Genomic DNA, 21,441 nt, shown 5'->3' with positions numbered 1-21,441 from the left:
CACCGCCTGGACTGAGAGTGTATCCGTCATGGACGCGAAGGCGTATCGCTGGCTCATCAATGAGTTGGACAAGTGGCGGGTCCCCGTCGACCTTTTGGAGTTCCGAAAGCGCGGACCCGAGGTGTTCGACGCACTGGTGGAGATACTTGAACAGGGCCAGCTCTCCGCCCGGCAGCGAGCGAATGCGCTCCGGGCGCTGAGCGACCTGTGCATGAAGCGGGGGGCCCTGCTGGAGCGGAGCACCGTCCTGGAGCGGATAGCGAAGGCCCTCGTCGTCGGCGACGAGCAGGAATTGCGTGAGGTGGCGGCCCGGGTGCTGGTGCACCAGTTCTGGCGGCAGGAGTACCACGCGGAGCTGCGGCAGTTGTTGAGCGCCGAGGAGCTGAAGTCGCTGCTCGAGCGCGCCGAGGCGCTGGGGTTGAGCGACGAGGCCCGTGACTACATCTGGAATTCCTTCAATCGCGACAGCGCGCGGCGGCGATTCCACATCAGGCACGCAGCGAACGCCGACGGAATGACTCTCGAGGACATCCGCCGAGCCGCCTTCGAGCCCGTGTTCGCGTCGTTCCGTTCGCTCCTGGGCGACGAGATCTACGAGCTTGCGCAAGCGAAGCAGGACGCAGTCCAGGCCGACATACTTCGGGGACTCATCGCTCCGGACTCGGGCTGGGACGTGTTCGTGGCCGTGGTCCAGCTGCACGTGGTCGGCTTCGTCGCGGTGAAGGTCGACCCGGAGACGCTCATTGGCGAGATAGGCCTGAATGCGGTCCATCCCGCTCACGCCGGCCATGGGGTCGGGACGAGGCTCTACGAATACGCGCTCGGCCACATGAAGCGCGCGGGCGCCAGGGTCGCCACCGTGGCGACCGGTGGCGATGCGAGTCACGCGGCGGCACGGCGCGCCTACGAGAAGGCCGGCTTCCATGCCGCCATTCCCAGCGTGTGGCTCTGCCGCCTGTTGTAGCCCGGTCTTTGGGGCGTCGAGGACGGCACGCTCAGCCCCGAGGCAGGGCGAAGCCTCGCAGGAGCGCCGCGAGCGCCGCGGGTTGATCCTCGGGCAGGATGTGCGCGGCGTCGGCGAGGCGCGCGGTCTGGAGGTGGTCGCACAGCGGAGCGACTTGACGCGCGAGTGAGTCGCCGACGACGCCCCCGGAGATCGCGAGCGCCGGGACGGTCAGGCGTTCGACCTTCGCAAGGCGCTGTGCGTTTTCAGGGAGCGCGCGGTAGTGCGCGAAGGCGCAGCGGAGTGAGTCCCTGCCACGGTATGCCTCCAGGAATGCGGCGCGCGCCTCGACAGGGAGGCCGCGCTTCGTGCCGATGGTGAAGAAGTGGTCGAGATACGCCTCCTCGCGGCCCGAGATGACCTCCTCCGGCATGCCGGGGATGGCATGGAACGCGAACCACCACGGCGGACGGAACGTCTCCGCGCCAGGCAGCCCACCGAGCAGCGCCTCCATGACGACGAGCTTCTTCACACGTTCGGGGTGGCGCGCGGCGGTGAGGAACGCGATCGGCGCGCCGAGGTCGAGGCCGATGATGACCGCGGGCTCCTGCGTGTGCGCGTCGAGCACTGCGAGCGTGTCGGCGACGAGCGTGTCGAGGTCATAGCCCGACGCCGCCCGGGTCGTGGCCCCGAGCCCCCGGAGGTCCGGTGCGATGACGTGATGCTCGCTGGCGAGCTCCCGCATCACGTTCCTCCAGACGAACCAGGTGTGCGGAAACCCGTGGAGGAAGAGGAGCGGCGGCCCCCTGCCGGCCGATGCGACGTGGATGGCAATCCCGTTGGCCTCGACGACGTCATGCTGGAAGTCGTTCATGGGACCCACCATGTGCCCGGGGCTGGGTGGTATCAAGAGGATACCAGGAGGCGACCAGGGTACTTGGATGGGACCAAGGCACCTGGAGGAGACCACGATGGCCACACGCAAACCGGGAGGCCCCTTCGTCGCGACGTGCCCGACGCGGGAGCTGCTCGACCAGCTCGCTGACAAGTGGTCGGTGCTGCTGCTGCTCGCGCTCTCCGACGGACCGGTGCGCTTCAATGCACTGAAGCGCAAGGTGGAAGGCATCACGCAGAAGATGCTCGGCCAGACGCTGCGCCGGCTCGAGCGCAACGGCCTTGTCGAGCGCCGCGTCTTCGCGACGGTCCCCGTCACGGTGGAATACGAGGTGACGCCGCTGGGCCGCTCGCTCTACGGCATCGTTGACGCGCTCAGGAACTGGTCCATCGACCACATCGGCGTCGTCAAGAAGGCCCGCGAGCGCTTTGACTCCACCCACGACCGCGAGCACGCGTCGTGAGAGCTGCCGTAGCTCCACGCCGCCTTGCCCCTGGCATCCGTGGACACGGGGAGCGCGTCCGTGAGGCCATCCGGACGGAGGACACTGAACCGCACGCTGGCCGTCGCGGAGCCTGTTCCTCGCGTCACGAGCGTCGTGAGGGGCACCAGGGCGTTGCGCTTGTAGCTGGGCGACGGCACATCGGCCCCCCTGGATTGCGCAAATCCTCCGGTCGGATCCAGGGCGGGCGGCCAACGCCCCCTTCCTTTCAGCGCACCCGAGGCACCCACGCGCCGTGAAAACCGGCGGGCACCCGGCGCGGCAGGTGAACGGTCGCGACGGGCTCGTCGTGGATCGCACGTGCGTCGAGAATCACGAGGTCACTGGAGTCCGTCGCCGCGCGATACACCATCACCATCAACCAGCCGTCGTCCTCGTCGACGCCTCCCGGGCGCGGCACGAACACGGGCTCGCTGTTCTGGTCGCCTTCCGGGACCGCGTAGCGCGTCGTCTCACCGCGCTCGTGATCGAAGCGGACCACGCCGCGCATCTCAGCGGGGTTCGGCTGCTCGGTCGCATACAGGTAGCGGTAGTGGCGCCCGGTCCGGCTCTCGTTGATGCGCGGCAGTTCGAGCCCGCCATCGGTGAGCGGCCCTTCGTCGACCCGGCCGTTCGCCGTATCAATCACATAGCGCCAGAGCACGCCGACGGGGTTGTCGGCGAACCTGCCCGTGCTCGCGTCGAGCCGCAGGTACCACGGGTAGCGGACCACATCGAGCACGACACATGCTTCGTCGCGGTCATACGCATTGACGACGTGCATGAGGAAGCAGGGCTCGATGCCAAACCAGCGCACGTCGCCGCCGTGCCTCGGGATGACCCCGATGCGCGCCTGCCGGTCGTCGTGCCAGCGCAACGGCATCCGGTGGCCCTGCTTCAGCATCGAAAAGTCGTACCCGACGTTCACGTCGAGCAGCAGGCTGCGGGTCGCGGTGATGGCAATGTCATGCATCATGGACGGCGCTGGCACGTCGACAACGACGTCAACGCGCTGCACACCCTGCGCGTCCACGACGCCATAGCGCAGCCACGGCGCGCGCCAGTCCGCTCGAAACGCAATGAGCTCGCCCGTCAGCGGATCGACCTTGGGATGCGCGGTCATCCCGCCGCCAGGCACTGCGTGCCGCTGGGGCGCGCCGAGTGAATCGAGCCCGGCGGTGATCGCGAGCGGCGCCCCACCCTCCGCCAACGCCAGCAATTCGCCCGCGTGCAGCAACACGTTCACGTTCGGATTGGTGTCGGTCAACTGCGGCGCCTGCTCGGGCGCGTACACGTCCGCCCAGCGGCGCGTGCGCACCCAGCGGTTCCGGTAGCTGACCGCGCGGCCGTCCTCGAACGCGATCGCATGCAGCATCGCGGCTTCCGGCCACCACGACAGCACGTCGTTGCCCTCGAAGCGGCCGCGCAGCGGGTTCGGACCGTTGCGCAGCAGCGTTCCATCAAGCTCGCGCGGGATGCTCCCGGTGACGCGCAGTTCAACGAGGTCGACCTCGTCGGCGACCGGCGCGCCCGCGCCACGGCTCAAATCGAAGGCAGTCATGGCGCTATTTCTATCCGGGTATAAATACCCCGTCAATATCACCCGGGTAGAATAAGAGGCGAGCGCGGCGGCTCTCACACCGGAATGAGCGTCCGCACCTCCTTCGCGCAGGATGCGGATCACGTGGATGTGAAGACGGTGGAGTCCCAGGCCACGTTGCGCCAGTTCCTGGCAGGCCTCATGTCCTACCAGCCCGCGTGGGTGAGCGCGCTGTACCGGGTTCGCGCCGTGTTCGTGCGGCTGCTCGGGATGCGGCAGCAAGGCATCCCCCAGCAGCGCCTGTCGCGGCCCGAGGACATTCCGATGACGCCGGGCAGCGCGGCCTCGTTCTTCACCGTGCGCCATGCCGAGGAAGAGCACGTGTGGGTGGTGTCGGCCGTGGACACGCACCTGGAGGCCACGCTGGCCGTGGTCGTGGAGCCCTCGGAAGGCCCCCGCCGGCGCTTCCACGTGGTGACGCTGGTGCATTACCGGAACTGGGCCGGCCCCGTGTATTTCAACGTCATCCGGCCATTCCATCACCTCGTCGTTGCCCGCATGGCCCGCCACGCGGCGAGGTCCGTCCGCCGGCCCTGACGCAGAGTGCGAGCAACCTCCCGGGGAAGGGGTCCGGACGGTCGCCCTCCCGGGCCGGCGTCGAGGGGCCAACCTTCGCGTCACAGGCTCCGCCCGGCCCTGTTTTGCGTGTGTTAACGGATGCTCTTGATGAGCTCCTCGACCCGCACGGGCACGCCGGCCTCCGGTGATTCAAAGACTTCGGACGTTCACCGCCGCGAGGCGGCAGCGGTGCTCGAAGGTGGAGGCGAGATGGGCGCGCTCATGCGCTCCATCGACTGGACGCGGACTCCCGTGGGAGCGCCCGGGACGTGGCCCCAGTCCCTGCGCACGGCGGTGAGCATCCTGCTCGAGTCGCGCTTCCCCATGTACATCGCGTGGGGACCCCAGATGGTCCAGTTCTACAACGACGGCTACCGTCCGGTGCTGGGCGCGACGAAGCACCCGGCCGCCATGGGCCACAGCGCGCAGAGCACGTTCGCGGAGAGCTGGCACATCATCGGCCCGATGTTCGAGGGCGTCAGGCAGGGCACGGCGGTCGGCTCCGAGGACTGGATGCTGCCCTTGGACCGCAATGGCTACCTCGAGGAGTGCTACTTCACCTATTCCTACAGCCCCATCCGGGATGAGACCGGCGGCGTCGGGGGCGTGCTCGTCACCCTCACGGAGACCACCGGCCGGGTGCTGGGCGAGCGGCGGCTGCGGACGCTGCGGGACCTGGCGGCACGGACGGGGACGGTGAAGCGCGAAGAGGACGCCTGGCGCGAAGCGGCGGCCGCGCTGGAGACCAACGGCTTCGACATCCCCTTCGCCCTGCTCTACCGCCAGGGGGACGCGGGCCAGGAGCTGGTGGCGGCGACGGGCTGGGGGCAGGACACCGCCACGCCCGCCGCGCTCTTCGGCACGGACCCGGCCGGCGCCGCGTGGCCCTTCGCGGAGGCGAGCGACGCCCAGGGGCCCGTGTTCGTCCCGGACGTGCAGGCGCGCTTCGGGCCGCTGCCCGGCGGAAGGTGGCCGGAGTCCCCCGGCACGGCGTGGCTCTTCCCCATCACGCGCGCCGGCGCCGAGCGCCCCTATGGCTTCCTCGTCGCGGGTGTGAGCGCGAGGCGCGCTCCGGACGACGACTACCGCGGGTTCCTGGGGCTGGTGGCGGATCACCTCGCGACGGCGCTCGGCAATGCCCGCGCCTACGAAGAGGAGAAGAAGCGGGCGGAGGCCCTGGCGGAGCTCGACCGCGCGAAGACGGCCTTCTTCTCCAATGTCAGCCACGAGTTCCGCACGCCGCTGACCCTGATGCTGGGCCCCATCGAGGAGGGCCTCGCGGATGACCGGCAGCCCCTGCCTCCGGCGCAGCGGGAGCGCCAGGAGGCGGTGCGCCGCAACGGCCTGCGCCTCCAGAAGCTGGTCAACACGCTGCTCGACTTCGCCCGCCTGGAGGCAGGGCGCGCCCAGGTGTCCTTCGTCCCGACGGACCTCTCCGCGCTCACCGTGGACCTCGCGAGCCACTTCACCTCCGCGACCGCGGCCGCCGGGCTCTCGCTGCGCGTGGACTGCCCTGACCTGCCCGAGCCCGTCCAGGTGGACCCTTCGCTCTGGGAGAAGATCGTCCTCAACCTCCTCTCCAACGCCTTCAAGTTCACCCTCGAGGGAGAGATCCGCCTCGCGCTGAAGTGGCTGGGCGAACAGGTGGAGTTCACCGTCCAGGACACGGGCATTGGCATCCCGGAGGAGGAGCAGCAGCGCGTCTTCGAGCGCTTCCACCGCGTGGAGGGCGCGCGAGGGCGCAGCCACGAGGGCACAGGCATTGGCCTGTCGCTGGTGCGGGAGCTGGTGCACCTGCTCGGCGGACAGGTGACGGTGACCAGCGCGCCGGGCCAGGGGAGCACCTTCCGCGTCCTCCTGCCCACCGGCTCCGCGCACCTGCCCCGCAAGCCGGACGCGCCGGCGCTCCCGGCCACCAGCATCGGCCCCGATGCGTTCCTCGCGGAGCTCTCGCAGTGGAGCGGGCCCGCGCACGTCGCGCCGCGGCCCACTGTTGGCGCGGACGCCCGCATCCTGGTGGTGGACGACAACGCGGACATGCGCGCCTACCTCACCCGGCTCCTGGAACCCCGCTGGAGCGTGGAGGCGGTGAACGAGGGCGAAGCCGCGCTCGCCGCCGCGCGCGCTCATGCGCCCGACCTCATCCTCTCCGACGTGATGATGCCGGGGATGAATGGCCTTCAGCTGGTCCAGGCCCTGCGCACGGACGAGCGCACCCGCGCCATTCCCATCATCCTGCTGTCCGCGCGCGCGGGGGAGGAGGCCACCATCGCGGGGCTCGACAGCGGCGCGGACGACTACCTCGTCAAGCCCTTCTCCGCGAACGAGCTCATCGCGCGCGTCAACGCCCAGCTCATGTTGGCGCGGCTGCGCCAGGAGGCCCTGGCCGCGGAGCGCGCGCACGCGGCGGAGACCCAGCGGCTGCTCGAGGCGTCCCGCCGCGCCACGCGCCTGCGTGAGGAGACGCTCGCCGTCGTCAGCCACGATTTGCGCTCGCCGCTGACGGCCATCCGCGCCGCCACGGAGCTGCTCCAGCGGCTGCCGCCCGAATCCGAGGCGACCGCCCGCGCGCGCAAGCAGGCCGACGCCATCCGCCGCTCCGTGGAGCGGATGAACCGGCTCATCGAGGACCTGCTCGACCTGGCGAGCATCGACGCGGGAACGCTCGCCATCGAAGTCCGCCCGCAGCCGGTGGAGGAGCTGCTGCGCGACGTCCGGGAGCTCTTCGAGCCCCAGGCGGCGGAGAAGGGCCTGGCGTTCGTCGTGGAGCAGGAGCCCGGGCTCACCCTGGAGTGTGACAGGGAGCGCGTGCTTCAAGCGCTCGGGAATCTCCTGGCCAACGCGCTGTCGTTCACCCCCGCCGGTGGCAGCCTCCACCTCCGGGTGGAGCGCGCGCCCGGCGCGGACGCGCTGCGCTTCAGCGTGGCGGACACCGGCCCGGGCATCCCCCCCAGCATGCAGCCGCACCTGTTCGACCGCTACTGGCACACATCTCAGCGGCGGCGCGACGGACATGGCCTGGGCCTCTCCATCACGAAGGGCATCGTGGAGAGCCACGGCGGGCACATCTGGGTGGAGAGCGAGCCCGGCCAGGGCACCACCTTCCACTTCACCCTTCCGCGCGAACCGGGGCCCCGGGCCCTCGCCGCGCCCGTCCCACGCGTTGCACCGCGAGAGCCCATGCCGTCCGCGCTACCGGCCGCGGAGGAGCCCTTCATCCAGCAGGGCGGCGACATGGGCGCCATGATGCGGGCCCATGACTGGTCCACGAACTCACTGGGCTTGCTGGAGCAATGGCCGCAGTCCCTGCGCACGTCCGTCAGCACGATGCTGCGCTCGCCCTACCCCATCATCCTCTTCTGGGGCCCGGAGCTGCGGATGCTCTACAACGATCCGTTCCGGCCCATCCTGGGCGCGAAGCATCCCCAGACGCTGGGCGCGCGCGGCAGCGAGGCGCTCGTCGAGGAGTGGGGGCAGCTGGGCCCGTTGATCAAGCGCGCCCAGGACACGGGCGAGCCCATCTACATCGAGGACGGCAACGTCAACTTCGCGCGCCGTCCCGGCGGCCTGCGGGAGGAGTCGTACTTCACCTGGTCCTACAACCCGACCATCGGCGAGTCGGGGGAGATCGCCGGGATGTTCGCCATCGCGAGCGAGACGACGCGGCAGGTGGTGGGCGACCGCCGGCTGGCCATCCTCCGGGAGCTGTCCATCCGCACGGCGCTGGACAAGACGGTCGAGGGCATCTTCCGCTCGCTGGAGGGCGTGCTCGCGCAGGCGGCGCACGACGCGCCCTTCGCGCTGCTCTACCTGGTGAAGGCGGATCAGGCGCGCCTGGTCAGCTGCGCGGGCCTGGAGCGCGGCGCGGCCGCCGCGCCCGTGACGCTGGCGGCGGGCGATACATCCTCGTGGCCTCTTTCGAGCGTCACCGAGGCGCGGCAGGAGGTCCTGCTGGAGGACCTGGCGCGGCGCTTCGGTCCCCTCCCCGGCGGACCCTGGCCCGAGCCCACGACGCGCGCCCTGCTCCTCCCGGTGCCCATGGGCGCGGAGGCGGACACCATGGCCGTGCTCGTGGCCGGCCTGAGCCCGCTGCGCGCGCTGGACGACGAGTACCGGGGCTTCCTGCAACTGCTGGCGCGGCAGCTGGCCGCGAGCATCTCCAGTGCCCGCGCCTACGAGCAGGAGAAGCAGCGGGCCGAGGAGCTGGCCCGGCTGGACGCGGCCAAGACGGCGTTCTTCAGCAACGTGAGTCACGAGTTCCGCACGCCGCTCACGCTCATCCTCGGCCCCGTCGAGGACGCGCTGGCGAAGCCTGAAAAGGCACTGGAGGGAGAGCCGCTCGACCTCGTGCGCCGCAATGCCTTGCGGCTCTACAAGCTGGTCAACACGCTGCTCGACTTCTCCCGGATGGAGGCGGGCCGGGCCCAGGCCCGCTACGCGCCCGTGGACCTGTCCGCCTTCACCACGAGCCTCGCGAGCGCCTTCCGGTCCGCGGTGGAGAGCGCGGGCCTGCGGCTGGAGGTGGACTGCCCGCCCCTGCCCGAGCCCGTCTACGTGGACCCGGAGATGTGGGAGAAGGTTGTCCTCAACCTGCTCTCCAACGCGGTGAAGTACACCCACCACGGGGAGATCCGCGTGAGCCTGCGCTGGGAGGACGCGCAGGCCGTGTTGAGCGTCGAGGACACGGGGGTGGGCATCCCCGAGGAGGAACTCCCGCGCGTCTTCGAGCGCTTCTACCGCGTCCGCGTCACCCAGGGCCGCAGCCACGAGGGGACGGGCATCGGGCTCGCGCTGGTGCAGGAGCTGTTGAAGCTGCACGGGGGCGGCGTCGCGGTGACGAGCCAGCTGGGCAGGGGCACCACCTTCACCGTGCGGCTGCCCCGGGGGACGGCCCACCTGCCCCCGGAGCGCGTCGAGCGCACGTCCCGGCCCCATCCGGTGGCCTCGGGCGCCACACCGTTCGTGGAGGAGGCGCGCCGCTGGTCCACGGACGTCGTCGTCACGGACGCCGTGGCCACTCCCGCGTCCGGGGCCCTGGCTCCGGTGGCTCCGGAGGTTCCCGAGGAGCTCTCGCGCTCCCGCATCCTCCTCGTGGACGACAACGCCGACCTGCGCATCTACGTCACGGGGCTGCTCAAGCACGTCTTCCGCCACGTGGAGACCGCCCGCGACGGGCAGGACGCGCTGGAGCAGGCGCGCGTCCGGCCGCCGGACCTCATCCTCTCCGACGTGATGATGCCGGTGCTGGATGGCTTTGGCCTGGTGCGCGCGCTGCGCGCCGACGAGCGCACGCGCGCCATCCCCATCATCCTGCTGTCCGCGCGAGCAGGCGACGAGGCCACGGTGGAGGGCCTGGGGATCGGCGCGGATGACTACCTGGTGAAGCCCTTCTCCGCGCGCGAGCTCCTGGGGCGGGTGCGCACCCAGCTGGAGATGGCCCGCGTGCGCCGGGAGGTGGTCCGCAACGAGGTGGAGCGGGACGCGCTGCGCGAGTCCGTGCGGACGCGGGACGAGTTCCTCCGGCTGGTCAGCCATGAGCTGCGCACGCCCGTGAGCGCCCTGTCGCTCAACATCCAGTCCCTGGTGCGCGGCCTGGACGTCCCGGCCGCGGACGCGGCGCCAGACACCACGCGGCTCAAGGCGCGGACGACGGAGAAACACCTCCAGCGCCTGGCGCGCCTGGTGGAGCAGCTGGTGGACGTGTCGGAGTTCGTCACCGGGCCGCTGGACCTCTCACGCGAGGAGGTCGACCTGGCACAGCTCGCGGCCGCCGTGGTGGAGCGCTCAAGGGAGAAGGCCCTTCGCGCGGACTGCGTGCTGACGCTGGAGGCGCCCCTGCCGGTGGTGGGGCACTACGACCGCGCGAGGATGGATCAGCTGCTCGACAGCCTCGTGGACAACGCGCTCAAGTTCGGGACGGGAAAACCCGTGGAGGTGCGCGTGGCGCGCGCGGCGAGCCGGGTGAGCCTGGCGGTCCGGGACCACGGCGACGGCGTCGGACAGGAGGACCAGGAGCGCGTCTTCGGGCGCTTCGAGCGCGCGGTGCCCGCGAACCACCACGGCGGCTTCGGGCTGGGCCTGTGGATGGCCCGCCACATCGCGGAGGCCCACGGGGGAAGCCTCCACCTGGAGCCCACGGAGGGCGGAGGCGCCACCTTCACCACGGTGTTGCCGCTGGACGTGCCCCCGGTAGGTTGACGTCTGGTGGCAGGTGCCGATCCAGCAGCGAGTTGGAGACGTGGTTGCTGGGATAGCCCTCGCGCGCGGCGAGCAGGACGGCGCGCCAGATGAAGCCCGGCAGGTCGGTGTTGCGCTGGATGACGCTGGTCGCATGGCCTTTGAACCAGACGAAGCGTTGGTGGAAGCGCTGCACACGTTCGCCCAGGGCGCCGGGGCCGGGCACCAGCTGGTCCAGCCGGGTGAGGATGGCCGCGAAACTAGAACTCCGCGTCCGAACCCACTGTGACGGCGGGCTCGGACGAGGAACTCCAATCACCGCCCAGTGCAGTTGCGTTGGGCTCGCCCATTTCGACGCCTGGGCACACTCAACACTGCCTTACCCAAAAGAGCTGGGACTTGGAATTGGGGTCGCAGGTATTTTGAATGACGCGCGTTCCGTGTGTCAGTCCCCATGTAGGAATCAAACATGGATTTCGTACTGAGTTCAGCAAAGCCCGCCTCAACGCCGGTCTCGAACCCCTCGCGACTTGTGTTATCCTTTCTGTTGCAGCATTTCTGCTGCTGCTTGCATGCCACCTCTGCCATTGCGCGCTGGCTTGATGCGTCGATCTGGCACCTGGCGTTGCCAGGCACTGCAGCTCCGGAGTTCGCCATTGGGCAACTCTTCAGGAGGCATCCCTGGAATTCCCCGAAATTGCACGAGTCGCAGTCCACTTTACAGGGACCGCTCCCGAGCCCAGGGATGCTCAATAGAGGGTTCGGCTTGTTTGGATTCTTCAATTTATTGGGATTGGGGACCTGTGGGAAGGCCAGCAAGGGCGCGAGAGCAATCAGTGTGGCGATCGCAAAATGGAGTGTCCGTGCTTTTGATTTCATGTTCATTTGCCACCTCCTGTCATCAATCCCAACCTGCCTACAGCCATTGCGAGCCGCACGTGACTGACATGGCAGGGCTTGGATGTCGGCCTGGATGAACAGAAGGCTGGTCAGAAGCAAGGCAGTTGACGTAATACATCCACTGGAATCACCACTTTGATTCCGGTTCGTCTCGAGCGTTCATGTGCGCACGTCATCCGTCTTTCGTCACGGCAAAGTCGGGCGAGGCGTTGCCAATGAATTGCCTTCTCCTTTTTGATCACAATGCCTCCCCTTTCCTGTCCCTGTCGCACGCGACGCTGGGGGGCGGTGCAGGCGGCGAGCCTGTCGGTGGCGGCCTTCAATCATTCGGCGCGGTACAGGCCCATCGACTCCGTCGAGCGGCGCGAGCCCGGTGACGTGTCGGTGCCGACGATCCGCGTCCGCGACGCGGAGCTGGAAGCCGCGATGCAGCGCACCTCCGTCCGCGTGGACGCGATGGCGAGGAAGCGCCTGGGTATCCAGGACCGCACGCGGCAGAAGGACACCGCCCCGTGGACGCTCTGGTGGACGGCCGCCCCTTCAGCCAGCGTAGGGCGGCGGTGGAAGGCGAAGCACGACGCTATAGCGGCCCCTCCTCGGCTTGCGCGGCAGCCGGCGCCGTCGACGGCGCTTCGACCGCCTTCAGCTCCTCCTTGCAGCTCACGGTCTGGCCGGCGGCGCTGCAGATGAAGCGGTGCCCACGGCATTCAGCGTTCCAGGGTGCCGGCATCTCGCCAAGGCCATACGAGTTCTTCTCCCCGGAGATCACCAACTCCTCGGCAGGGCAACCAATGGCACCCGCGGAGAGGTTCGCATACTGCTGCTTGCTGACGGTGGCACAGCCGGTGGCGGAGGAGAGAAGGACGAGAACCCAGAAGTTGGTGCGCATGGGTGGCTATCTACCGCAAGGCTCAGGCTGAAGGGAAAGGACCTCCGGTCATTCTCCGGAGGTACACCGCGCGAGAGCCAACCCTCAGGACGGATGGCGGCCCCGGGCCGTCAACGTCCCCCAATGTCCGTGCCGCCCGAGGCCGCGCCCTTTCCGGGCGAGCCCGGAGCCAGGCAGTGCTTGTCGCGGCCTGGCCAATCCCTGGCGCACATCCGTCAATCAAGAATCTGGCAACCGGTGACAACGATTGCCGGGCGGTACTCCCTCGGCGGCGGCCCACCGCGCGTTCCCTGACGCGGCGGCGGACCTCCCGTGCATCCGGGCGGCCCGCTCCGGAGCCGCCGGAGCCGCTACATCAGCGGGCCGTGCTGGGACACGCCGGTCCACCGCCCGACGGCCCGGTGCGCCTTGCCGTTCGCGGGCCGGTACATCTTCCGGATGAAGGCCTTGTCCCGAGCCGACAGCCGCGTGTTGTCCGGCGTTCCGCTGCGCACCAGTGACGGCGGCCCCTTGATGAGCTCCTTCGGGAAGCCGTAGAGCATGATGGAGTTCTTGTCGAACCGCGTCGCGTTGAGCTGATCGACCGAGTACTTGTCGATGATGTTGAAGCGGATCTCCTCCTCGGACCAGTTGTTGGGCGGGCCGCTGAAGGCCGCGATGACCGCGGGCACGTTCCACTGGATGCCGCCCTTCGGGTTCTGGTGCTCGTGGATGCAGCCGAGCGCGTGACCGAACTCGTGCACGGTGACGCGGCGGAACTCGTCGTCGTCCGTGTCGTCCTCGAGCCAGCCGAAGTTCATGGTCGGCTCGTTCCTCGGGAAGTACCGCGTGATGAGGCAGTCCGTGCCCACGGCGGACCACGAGCCCGCATCCGCAGAGAACGAGATGCGGATCTCCGCCCCCGGGCCGCCCTTCCAGTCGAACCGGATGTTCGCGAACTGCGTCCACTGGTTCGCCATCTCCATGACGCGCCGGCGCTGCGTCGGGCTGCCGTCGAGGAAACGGATGCGCAGCGTCTGCCCCGGCTTCCAGCGCTTGCCCGTCTCGAGCGCCAGCTTGAGCGGATGCCACGAGGCGCCCGCGCGCTTCACCCGGGCCAGCACGGGCGCCGGATCGTTCTCCGGGTTCACCTCGATGGAGCGCGCCGCGGCCTCCCGCTTCAGCTCAAGAGGTACGACGCGATCCACACACAGCCGGCACTCGGCTGCCGTAAGAAACTTCCGAGCCATGGTCACCCCGCCTACGAACCGCGAGGAGCTCCCGCGGGCCCGCTCCTGGATGGAGCGCGCGCGGGAGCATGGCCACCGCTTCGCGACGAGCCTCCTGCCCTGGAGGGCCGGTGTCGGCTTTGCGCCAGAGACGATGAGCCGCTGGCGGGGACAACGCGCGCTGCGGGCGCAATGACAGAACGATGACCAACGCATGGACGCGCGCCCACCCTCTCGGCCCTGCGCCTGCGTACCTTGGACACCGTTCCCGTCACCGCCGTTCCCTCTGGGGCCACACCGTGGCCCACGCGCACGGAGGCGCGTCTCGTTCCCGCCATGAACTTCACACTCGCGGGTCTGTGGACCCACATGGGCCCGGTCGCACAACTCATCGTCATCGCCATGGGCGTGATGTCGATGGTGTCCCTCCTCATCCTCGCCGAGCGCACCATCGTCTTCCGCGCCTCCCGCATCCACTCGCGCAGGTACGCCGCGCAGCTGGAGTCCCTGCTCGCCAATGGCGACTTCGACGCCGCCGCCGACGTGAAGACGGAGAAGGACGTGGGCTACCTGGGGAGGACCATCCGCGCGGGGCTGACGGCCTACAGCATCAGCGCCACCGACAGCCGTGACGAGGTCATGGAGTCCGTGGCGCGCAGCCTGGAGCGACAGGCGCAGCGCGAACTCCAGAGCCTCAAGCGCGGCCTGGGCCACCTCGCCACGGTGGGCTCCACCGCACCCTTCGTGGGCCTGCTCGGCACCACCATCGGCATCGTCACCGCGTTCCAGGAGATGGGCGCCGCGAACTCGGGCGGCATCGGCACCATCTCCACGGGCATCTCCGAGGCGCTCGTCACCACCGCTTTCGGACTGCTCGTCGCCATCCCCGCGGTCATGGGCTACAACTCCCTGCAGGGCTGGGTGGACGCCCGCGCGGTGGACCTCTCCGAGGCGAGCAACGAGTTCCTCGACGCCGCGTCCCGCGCCCTCAAGCGCGCACGCGTCACCGCGCGGTGAGCAGCACGACTCGGCCCCCATGGGGGATGGGGGTTGCTATTCATTCCGTGGCAATGCACACCTGACAGGTGTGGAGCCATCCAACCATGACAGTCCGGGGACCGTTCGAGTCCTCCTCTCTAGCGCGCTCTGGGCCTTCCTCGCGCTGTCCAGCGCGGTGCTGTTCCTGGGAGCGCTCCTGCTGTGGGCGCTCACCCGCCCGTTCGACGCGAACGGGCGGGCGCTGCACCTGTACTCGTGCTTCTGGGCACAGCTGTATTTCTACCTGAACCCGGGATGGCACCTGCGGGTGGAGGGCCGCGAACGCCTGCCCTGGAAGGGCGCGGCGGTGCTGGTGTCCAACCATGAGTCGCTGGGGGACATCCTGGTCCTCTTCGGTCTCTACCGGCCGTTCAAGTGGGTCTCCAAGGCGGAGAACTTCAAGCTGCCACTCATTGGCTGGAACATGCGCCTCAACCGCTATGTGCCGATCATCCGCGGAGACCGTGAGAGCGTCCTCCAGATGATGGCCAGGTGTGAGCGCTGGTTGTCACGCGGCGTCCCCATCCTGATGTTCCCCGAAGGCACCCGCTCCCGGGACGGCAAGATGAAGGCCTTCAAGGACGGCGCCTTCACGCTCTCCGTCCAGCAGCGCTGCCCCATCATCCCCATCGTCCTCACCGGTACCGCGCTGACCGTGCCGAAGCACGCGCGCGTCTTCCAGCAGGCCGTCCACGCCCGGGTGCGCGTGCTGGAGCCCATCGACCCCGCGGACTTCGCGGGGGATGTGCACGCCCTGCGCGACCACGTGCGCGACCTCATGGTCCGCGAGAAGGCGCGCATGGAGGCCGAACGCTCAGCGGGGCGTGACAGAGCCCCCCGTGCCGCACGGGGGTGAAGCTGTTCACCGTCACGCCCGACGCGCTGGGTGCGCCGGAGCGTGGGCTCACTTGTAGGTCATCGTGGTGCAGTGCAGCGAGCCCTGGCAGGGAATGAGGCTGTCCCCCTGCACGGTCACGACCTTGACCTTGCCCTTGCCGAACTCGCGGTCCAGCTCGGACTGGTAGATGGAGAGCGCCTGCGCCTCCTGTGCCGCGACGGTGGCCTTGTCGGCCTCGGGAACCCACTTGTACACGGGCACCGCCACCACGTTGCCGAGCCGGATGCTGTTCATGTACGTGGCCCAGATGCGCTCGTTGGTGCCGTCGCAGGGCTGGATCTGCTGCGGCTGGCCGGTGCAGCCGGAGAGCACCTTGCGGCAGTAGCTCTTGGGCATGGGCACGCGCACCACGCGGTAGCCAAGGCCCGCGAGCCTGGCGGCGTTGCGGTCCAGGATGGCCGCGTTGGTCGCGTCATCCGCCGGGTCGTACTGGCCCACGAGGAGGGTCTTCGAGGAGATGACGGTCATGAACATGTCGATGTGGTCGATGACACCGCCCACCAGCGACTCCATCACCTGCACCTTGCAGTGGTGCGCGGCGCCGATGACCTCGTTCAGCTCGTCCGGGGTGTACTGCCACTCGCTGAAGTTGTTGCGCGCCTCGGCGTTGCGCTGCGCGCGGAAGCAGGTGCCCTTGCCGTCCGTCTGCAGGTTGCCGCCCTCGAGCCGCACCTTGGGGCGCACCACCTCGGTGTTCCACAGCGCCGCGAGCCGGCTGGGCGAGGCGTCATCACGCACGCGGCCCTGCATGTTGCCGCAGGTGCTGGAGGTGAGCGGGTAGTAGCTCATGTCCACGAAGCGGCGGCTGCCGTCCGGCTTGATGAGGATCTCCGGGCCGTAGTCGCGGATCCACACGGAGTCCACGTCCACCGGCACGTACTCCACGCGCGCGAGCTGCGCGTCCGTGAGGCCCGCACGGCGCAGGCAGCTCGTCACGCCGTTGTTGTTGTTCGGCGCGGTGAGGATGCTCACCTGGGTGTTGCCCTGCAGGCCCGCCTTCACCAGGCCAGCGAGCTCCGGCACCGTGCAGCCGTAGTCCGGCCAGCCGATCAACACGCCCGTGGTGCTCTCGGCCTCGGTGGGGAAGCGCGCGACGGTGCTCACGGCGGTGAAGCCGTAGGTGTTCGGGTCGCACTGCCATGCCCAGAACGCATCACCCGCGGCGAGCGCGCGTACCCTGTTCTCATTCGCCGTCTCGTAGCGCGGGAGCACCTGGTCCGCCGGCGCGGCCTCCTGCGCGGCCACGCGCTGTGACTCGTCCGTGGGACCGCACGCGCCCGAAAACAGGGCCGTGGCCGCAAGGCAACCGCTCATCCACCGCTTCATTCGTTTGTCCCCCCCAGCGCACTCGCGACGGGGCCCTTGCGCGCGCTGCCAGGTCGCCTGCTCAGTTGTGAAATCGAAGGGAGTCGCACCCGCCCCATACAACGCGGTCGAGTGTCACCGAGGGCTTCAACCGGGTCAATGTGCCCTCTGGAACCCTGCGAGTGGATTGCATCACCGCGGGTGCGCAGAAGCTTCAAGCGAGTGGGCGAGGGGTGGGGCTCGGCGCCGGGGAGGACGCACACGGACACTCCGTGCGGGTCCTCTCCACCGATTCAACACAGCTAATTGCAGTATTCCACGCCGGTGGGCCTTCTACGGCACTCCTTCGGAGCGCAGCACTCGATGCCATTGCAGTCACTGCAGCCACTGCAGTCACTGCATGACGTCACGCAGGTCCCCCCAGCACAGCTACTATCAGGCCAGCTACAATGGTGGCCGCATGTCCCGCAGTTACTGTTCGAAGAATAGAGGTTCGTCTCGCAGCCGTTACTGTAAACCCCATCGCAATCGTCCCAACCCGCGGCGCAGGTAGTGATAGTGCAGGAACCCACCGAGCAGCCCGTGGCGGTCACATTGGCTGTGTTCGCGCAGGTCAGCGGCTGGCCGACGCATGTGCCAGCGCCGTTGCATACGTCACCTATGGTGCAGGCATCCGCGTCATTGCAGGACCCCGTGACCCTTGGCGTGTACTGACAGACGCCACTCTTGCACGTGCCGGTGGTTTCACGGCACTGCGCCGCGGGCGTTCCGCTGCACGGTGCCCCGTCTTCCTGCGGTCGGTATTCGCATCGCTGGTCAACGCAGACACGAAAGTTCTGACATGTCGCCGGGCGTTCCGGGCAATCGGCCGCCGTGAAACACTCGCCGACGGCGCCTCCGTCAACACCCGCGTCTTCCTCGGGACCTGCGTCTTGTTCAGAACCTGCGTCCTGTTCAGGACCTGCGTCTTCCTCAAGACCTGCGTCAGCCCCCGCATCCCCTGATGCGCCGGCATCGGTCGACGCACCGCCGGCAGGGGCCGGCACGGGAGGACAGAGCTCCTCCAGACGACCTGGGTCCACGTTCGCGCAGAACGCATCCCGGTCCTCGTCAAACGGGAGGCAGGCACTCCATGTCAGGCAGAGCGCGAACAGCGCGCAACGCATCAATCCCGGATGACGGCTCATCGGAGGCTCCAGGAGAGGGACAACTGTGCACCTTCCGGCGTGGGCAGGAGCGACGCCTGGGCCCCCGGCGAACTCTCACCGAGGAAGAGGAAGCTCCCCGCGACGGTCGCGGCGCCCAGGCCCATCAGGGCCCATCCCACCTTCTCGAAGGTCCTCCCCTGCTGAAGGGTGGCGTCCAGCCGCGCCCGGGTCTTGATGGACGGGTCCGCGTCGCGCACCTGGGCCCCGAGCGAACGGGCCCTTCCCCAGGCCAGCACACCTCCCACCGCCACGACGCCACCGCCAATGGCGACCGGCAGCCGGAGGCGGGAGCGCATACCGGCTCCGCGCTCGACCCCGGTCAGGGGTGGTTGCGTCACCGGCGCACGGGGAGCTTCGCTCACCACGGCAATGGGCGCCGGAGCAGGCTCGCTCGGTACGGGCACGGGTGGCGGCGCACTGGCGGGGAGGCTGGCGCGCACCTGTTCGAGCGCGGCAGTCACTTTCGGTGATACGGGTAGCGGCAGCGTTGCCTTCGGATCCAACGCGAGCGCGCGCGCGAAGGCGCTTCGTCCCCGCTTCGCCTGACTGAATTCGAAGGCCAGGATTCCTTCCAGCAACTCAATGGCAATCCGGTCCTCCCGGGTGTTCGACTGCCATTGCCTGGCCCTTCCGAGCGAGCGCAGGGCCTCGTCATACTCAAGCGCGTCATAGAGGCTGAACGCGGCCTGGAGGTGGGGATTGAGGGCAGGAGGTTCAGCGCTGACAGGCAAGGCGAGCAACATCAAGAGCAGCCACCCGCCGGGCCACGTTGCCGGGACACGACGCCTCCGCGGAGTGTCTGCAAGGTCCATGTCGCCTTCCCCCCAGTGACGGCTTGACCTCCGGAATAGAGGGCGAAAAGCGGCCAACTCCAATCGCCGGGCGGGGCAGGTGTTGTGTTCAGAGATGGCCGCTGCCCTGACGGGCGCCGGGCGACGCCCTTGGGCCCTCCCTCACCCCACCCGCCCGGCCCCCGGAAGGTCAGTGGGGCTGATAGATGGAATAGGCGAAGTGGTAGAGCACGGTGCTTGTGCTCGCGACGTCCGCCTGAATGCTGACTGACGCCAGGTCGAAGTAGTGCATGCTGACCCAGTTGTCATAGGAGTACCTCCCCGCGGCCGCCGGAAGGTTGACGTAGACGGAGAAGAAGCCGTCGGCCCCGCTGACCCCGCTGGCCTGCGATTGAGATTGATAGGTGCTGGGGGTGTAGACCACGACAGTGACCGGAGCATTCGGAACACCATTGCCGAACTTGTCGACGACGCGCCCGTTGACCGTGGCCGTCCGGTACACGCGCCAGGCGTTTCCGGCGCCATAGTCGAGATAGCCCCCATAGCCGCCATTGGTGTCCACGCTGGTCAGCGTTATCGCGCTCGCCGCGGCCCCGATGCGCAGGGTGTAGGGCGTCCCCGGAGTCACGGTGTCGAGCGAGAGCACCCGCACGTACCAGGTGCCCGCGGGAAGCTGGTAGTTGGACTGGGTATTCTTGCTGACGGTCGCGGCAGGCGTCCCATGCGGGTTCGAGAAGATCTGCACCTGATACGTCCCCGTGGCCGCCGTGTTCAGTGAAAACGCAAAGGTATTCTGCTGCGCGACGGTGAGGACACGCCAGTCCTCGTCAAAGGCATTGTCCAGGGTGCGGGTGACGCTGACCGCCGTGCTGAGGCTCCTGGCCTGCCAGGGGTTGTCATCGGGCTCGTCGCTGTCGGGCGTATTGGAATACATCACGGCCAGCGTGTACGGGTTGACCGGGTCCGCTCCCTGGTACGCATGCACCATGACGAAGTAGTAGTCCCCCGCGGCCGCGGTGGTGCTGACCTGCTCGTAGTGGGCGGGGGCATAGAAGGACTGCGCCTGGGGCGTCAGCGTGCCGTCCACCGGGTTGAACTTATAGAGGTACAGGTCGTAGTCGATGCTGGTGTTGCCGACGGTCTGCAGGAAGGCGGTGACCTTCCCGTTCGCGGGGACGTAGACGTAGTACCAGCCCTGCGCGTTCTGGGCGTCCAGCGTGTCACTCCACTGCGTGTTCAGGTCGAGGTACTGGGCGGTGCCCGGGCCGGTGTTCGGGCCTTGCAGGCCCATCCCACTCCCTGGAACGAAGCCGTGCGGAAGCGCGATGCCGGAGATCCCGGGCGCCTCGATGTCCTTGGCGGGCGCCATCGCCGCGGAGCCGGACTGCTGCTTGGAGCGCACCAATCCTTCATCAAGGCGCGCTGGACCCGCCGCGGCGGCGGAAGACACCGTCAACAGCATGGCCACCAGGGGCTTCAAGAACGCACGACTGCATGCCTCGTAACCAGGCACTCTCATTCCATCTCCTCACTCAAGGCGATCATTCACAGACTGCGTGATTTGGGTTTCCCCACGCAGCGCGTCAGACTTCCGGCGCGCGCCTTGATAGAAAGGACATGGATTGGCTTCAATGTCCATACCCTGACACGGGGTACGGGGTTCCTCTTAGCAAAGACAGTCGTGTCAGCCAGGTTTCCGGGCAGCCTCTAACGCAAGGCTTCCAGTCGCGGCCGCAGGCGCTCCACCACCCGGGGAAGGTCGTCCGGGGCCTTCACCGGTTCGAAGCGGCTCGTCGCGGGGTCCGTGCGCCCTACCTCCATGAAGGCGACCGACAGGAGCGGCTGGCCATCCGGCCGCGTCAGGCTGCTGGCCTCCGCCGTCACCTGCTCGAACTGGAGGACGGGCGCGCCGTCCACCTTCTTGGGGACCACCCGGTAGGGAATGGGCAGCGCTTCGTCCAGCATCGCCTTCAACTGGAAGGTGATGTTGTTGGTGGAGATGAAGGCATGCCGCGTCGGGTCCACCTTCTCCACCAGCTGGAGGTGGCCGCCCACGCGCACCGGCGCGGCGCCCGCGTCCAGCGCGCCACTGGGGTTGGCCCGCGGCGTCACCTCCACCGTCATGTCGCAGCCCCGTTGCAGGTGCATCCCGATGACGACCGGGTCCAGCGTCGCCGCCAGGTTGTCCACGTTGGCGAAGAACATGCAGCGCACACCGCGCTCGCGCAGCGTCTGCCCCACCCCGCTCTCTCGCAGGGCGCGGAACACGTCTCCGTGCCCTGAAGGGGCGAAGGACAGCTGCCCGTCCGCCTCCCGGAACAAGGCACCCTCCGGCGTGAGCCGGGGAAGCATCTGCTGGCGGAACAGGAACACGTCCCGCCCCAGCCCCCGGGCCTCCAGGTGCGCGGCGATGGCGTCGTGAGTGAGAAAGGACGTCATCACCGCCACCGGCACCGGGCGGCCCAGCCGCTCGCCCCACCGGCGTGCCTCGGCGAGCTTGAGGTCCAGGAAGGTGTGCTCCCCCAGGACCGGCACCAGCCCCTTCACGCC

16 protein-coding genes are annotated in these 21,441 nt (G+C 68.7%); 6 read left to right on the top strand and 10 right to left on the bottom strand.

The window, feature by feature from the left end; genetic code table 11:
* The first annotated feature begins 28 nt into the window (after positions 1-28).
* Positions 29-964, top strand: a complete 936-nt coding sequence (locus tag D7X96_RS40925) for a GNAT family N-acetyltransferase (RefSeq protein WP_244219585.1) — start codon at positions 29-31, stop codon at positions 962-964.
* Positions 965-995: 31 nt separating this feature from the next.
* Here the strand turns inward: D7X96_RS40925 and D7X96_RS14565 are convergent, their stop codons facing one another.
* Positions 996-1,817 (bottom strand): alpha/beta fold hydrolase, encoded by an 822-nt coding sequence (locus tag D7X96_RS14565; protein WP_121770007.1) that lies wholly within the window; start codon positions 1,815-1,817, stop codon positions 996-998.
* Between the two features lie 97 nt (positions 1,818-1,914).
* Between D7X96_RS14565 and D7X96_RS14560 the strand changes: the two genes are divergently transcribed.
* Positions 1,915-2,301, top strand: coding sequence for a winged helix-turn-helix transcriptional regulator (locus tag D7X96_RS14560; RefSeq protein WP_120549493.1), 387 nt, complete (start codon positions 1,915-1,917; stop codon positions 2,299-2,301).
* 247 nt (positions 2,302-2,548) lie between these two features.
* Here the strand turns inward: D7X96_RS14560 and D7X96_RS14555 are convergent, their stop codons facing one another.
* Complete coding sequence (locus tag D7X96_RS14555) at positions 2,549-3,880, bottom strand: carotenoid oxygenase family protein (RefSeq protein WP_121769982.1); 1,332 nt, start codon at positions 3,878-3,880, stop codon at positions 2,549-2,551.
* Between the two features lie 84 nt (positions 3,881-3,964).
* Here D7X96_RS14555 and D7X96_RS14550 point away from each other — a divergent pair, with 84 nt between their 5' ends.
* Positions 3,965-4,456, top strand: coding sequence for a DUF2867 domain-containing protein (locus tag D7X96_RS14550; protein ID WP_121769981.1), 492 nt, complete (start codon positions 3,965-3,967; stop codon positions 4,454-4,456).
* Between the two features lie 129 nt (positions 4,457-4,585).
* Positions 4,586-10,675, top strand: a complete 6,090-nt coding sequence (locus D7X96_RS14545) for an ATP-binding protein (RefSeq protein ID WP_370450122.1) — start codon at positions 4,586-4,588, stop codon at positions 10,673-10,675.
* Here D7X96_RS14545 and D7X96_RS39545 read toward each other — a convergent pair.
* From D7X96_RS39545 to D7X96_RS14535, 4 genes are all read right to left on the bottom strand, one after another.
* The gene (locus D7X96_RS39545) at positions 10,635-10,973 is read right to left on the bottom strand and encodes a hypothetical protein (protein ID WP_147468306.1); all 339 of its coding nucleotides are present in this window, start codon (positions 10,971-10,973) and stop codon (positions 10,635-10,637) included. The genes D7X96_RS14545 and D7X96_RS39545 overlap by 41 nt on opposite strands.
* A gap of 904 nt (positions 10,974-11,877) precedes the next feature.
* Entirely contained in the window at positions 11,878-12,045 is a 168-nt protein-coding gene (locus D7X96_RS39980) for a hypothetical protein (RefSeq protein WP_158626583.1), read from the bottom strand.
* Between the two features lie 89 nt (positions 12,046-12,134).
* On the bottom strand, positions 12,135-12,443 hold the full coding sequence (locus D7X96_RS39975; protein WP_158626338.1) for a hypothetical protein: 309 nt from the start codon (positions 12,441-12,443) through the stop codon (positions 12,135-12,137).
* Positions 12,444-12,793: 350 nt separating this feature from the next.
* Complete coding sequence (locus D7X96_RS14535; protein ID WP_147468305.1) at positions 12,794-13,672, bottom strand: zinc metalloprotease; 879 nt, start codon at positions 13,670-13,672, stop codon at positions 12,794-12,796.
* Positions 13,673-13,987: 315 nt separating this feature from the next.
* On the opposite strand from D7X96_RS14535, the gene D7X96_RS14530 reads away from it, so the two are divergent.
* Together D7X96_RS14530 and D7X96_RS14525 are read left to right on the top strand one after the other, a co-directional pair.
* A complete protein-coding gene (locus D7X96_RS14530) occupies positions 13,988-14,668 on the top strand; it encodes a MotA/TolQ/ExbB proton channel family protein (protein WP_121722754.1) in 681 nt (226 codons plus the stop codon).
* Between the two features lie 157 nt (positions 14,669-14,825).
* Positions 14,826-15,545 carry a lysophospholipid acyltransferase family protein gene (locus tag D7X96_RS14525; RefSeq protein WP_121769979.1) on the top strand — a complete coding sequence of 240 codons (720 nt, stop codon included), beginning with the start codon at positions 14,826-14,828 and terminating at the stop codon, positions 15,543-15,545.
* Positions 15,546-15,593: 48 nt separating this feature from the next.
* On the opposite strand, the gene D7X96_RS14520 is transcribed toward D7X96_RS14525, so the two are convergent.
* The 4 genes from D7X96_RS14520 to D7X96_RS14505 form a co-directional block, all read right to left on the bottom strand.
* Positions 15,594-16,901 carry an agmatine deiminase family protein gene (locus D7X96_RS14520; protein ID WP_158626582.1) on the bottom strand — a complete coding sequence of 436 codons (1,308 nt, stop codon included), beginning with the start codon at positions 16,899-16,901 and terminating at the stop codon, positions 15,594-15,596.
* Positions 16,902-18,075: 1,174 nt separating this feature from the next.
* Positions 18,076-18,846, bottom strand: a complete 771-nt coding sequence (locus D7X96_RS39970; RefSeq protein WP_158626581.1) for a P-loop NTPase family protein — start codon at positions 18,844-18,846, stop codon at positions 18,076-18,078.
* A 235-nt stretch (positions 18,847-19,081) separates the two neighbouring features.
* Positions 19,082-20,359: a carboxypeptidase-like regulatory domain-containing protein gene (locus D7X96_RS14510; protein ID WP_147468303.1), complete on the bottom strand. Its 1,278-nt coding sequence runs from the start codon at positions 20,357-20,359 to the stop codon at positions 19,082-19,084.
* Between the two features lie 239 nt (positions 20,360-20,598).
* The coding region (locus D7X96_RS14505) for a UTP--glucose-1-phosphate uridylyltransferase (protein WP_121769976.1) at positions 20,599-21,441 on the bottom strand (843 nt) is incomplete at its 5' end.

Origin of the sequence: Corallococcus interemptor (assembly GCF_003668875.1) — a bacterium.
In the GTDB taxonomy this organism is placed as follows: domain Bacteria; phylum Myxococcota; class Myxococcia; order Myxococcales; family Myxococcaceae; genus Corallococcus; species Corallococcus interemptor.
The sequence above is the reverse complement of the archived record's forward strand: the minus strand, read 5'-3'. Positions and strand labels throughout refer to the sequence as shown.

Coding starts and splice junctions, on each gene's coding strand:
- D7X96_RS40925 (WP_244219585.1), top strand. CDS start 29: ATGGACGCGAAGGCGTATCGCTGGCTCATCAATGAGTTGGACAAGTGG.
- D7X96_RS14565 (WP_121770007.1), bottom strand. CDS start 1,817: ATGAACGACTTCCAGCATGACGTCGTCGAGGCCAACGGGATTGCCATC.
- D7X96_RS14560 (WP_120549493.1), top strand. CDS start 1,915: ATGGCCACACGCAAACCGGGAGGCCCCTTCGTCGCGACGTGCCCGACG.
- D7X96_RS14555 (WP_121769982.1), bottom strand. CDS start 3,880: ATGACTGCCTTCGATTTGAGCCGTGGCGCGGGCGCGCCGGTCGCCGAC.
- D7X96_RS14550 (WP_121769981.1), top strand. CDS start 3,965: ATGAGCGTCCGCACCTCCTTCGCGCAGGATGCGGATCACGTGGATGTG.
- D7X96_RS14545 (WP_370450122.1), top strand. CDS start 4,586: ATGAGCTCCTCGACCCGCACGGGCACGCCGGCCTCCGGTGATTCAAAG.
- D7X96_RS39975 (WP_158626338.1), bottom strand. CDS start 12,443: ATGCGCACCAACTTCTGGGTTCTCGTCCTTCTCTCCTCCGCCACCGGC.
- D7X96_RS14535 (WP_147468305.1), bottom strand. CDS start 13,672: ATGGCTCGGAAGTTTCTTACGGCAGCCGAGTGCCGGCTGTGTGTGGAT.
- D7X96_RS14530 (WP_121722754.1), top strand. CDS start 13,988: ATGAACTTCACACTCGCGGGTCTGTGGACCCACATGGGCCCGGTCGCA.
- D7X96_RS14520 (WP_158626582.1), bottom strand. CDS start 16,901: ATGAGCGGTTGCCTTGCGGCCACGGCCCTGTTTTCGGGCGCGTGCGGT.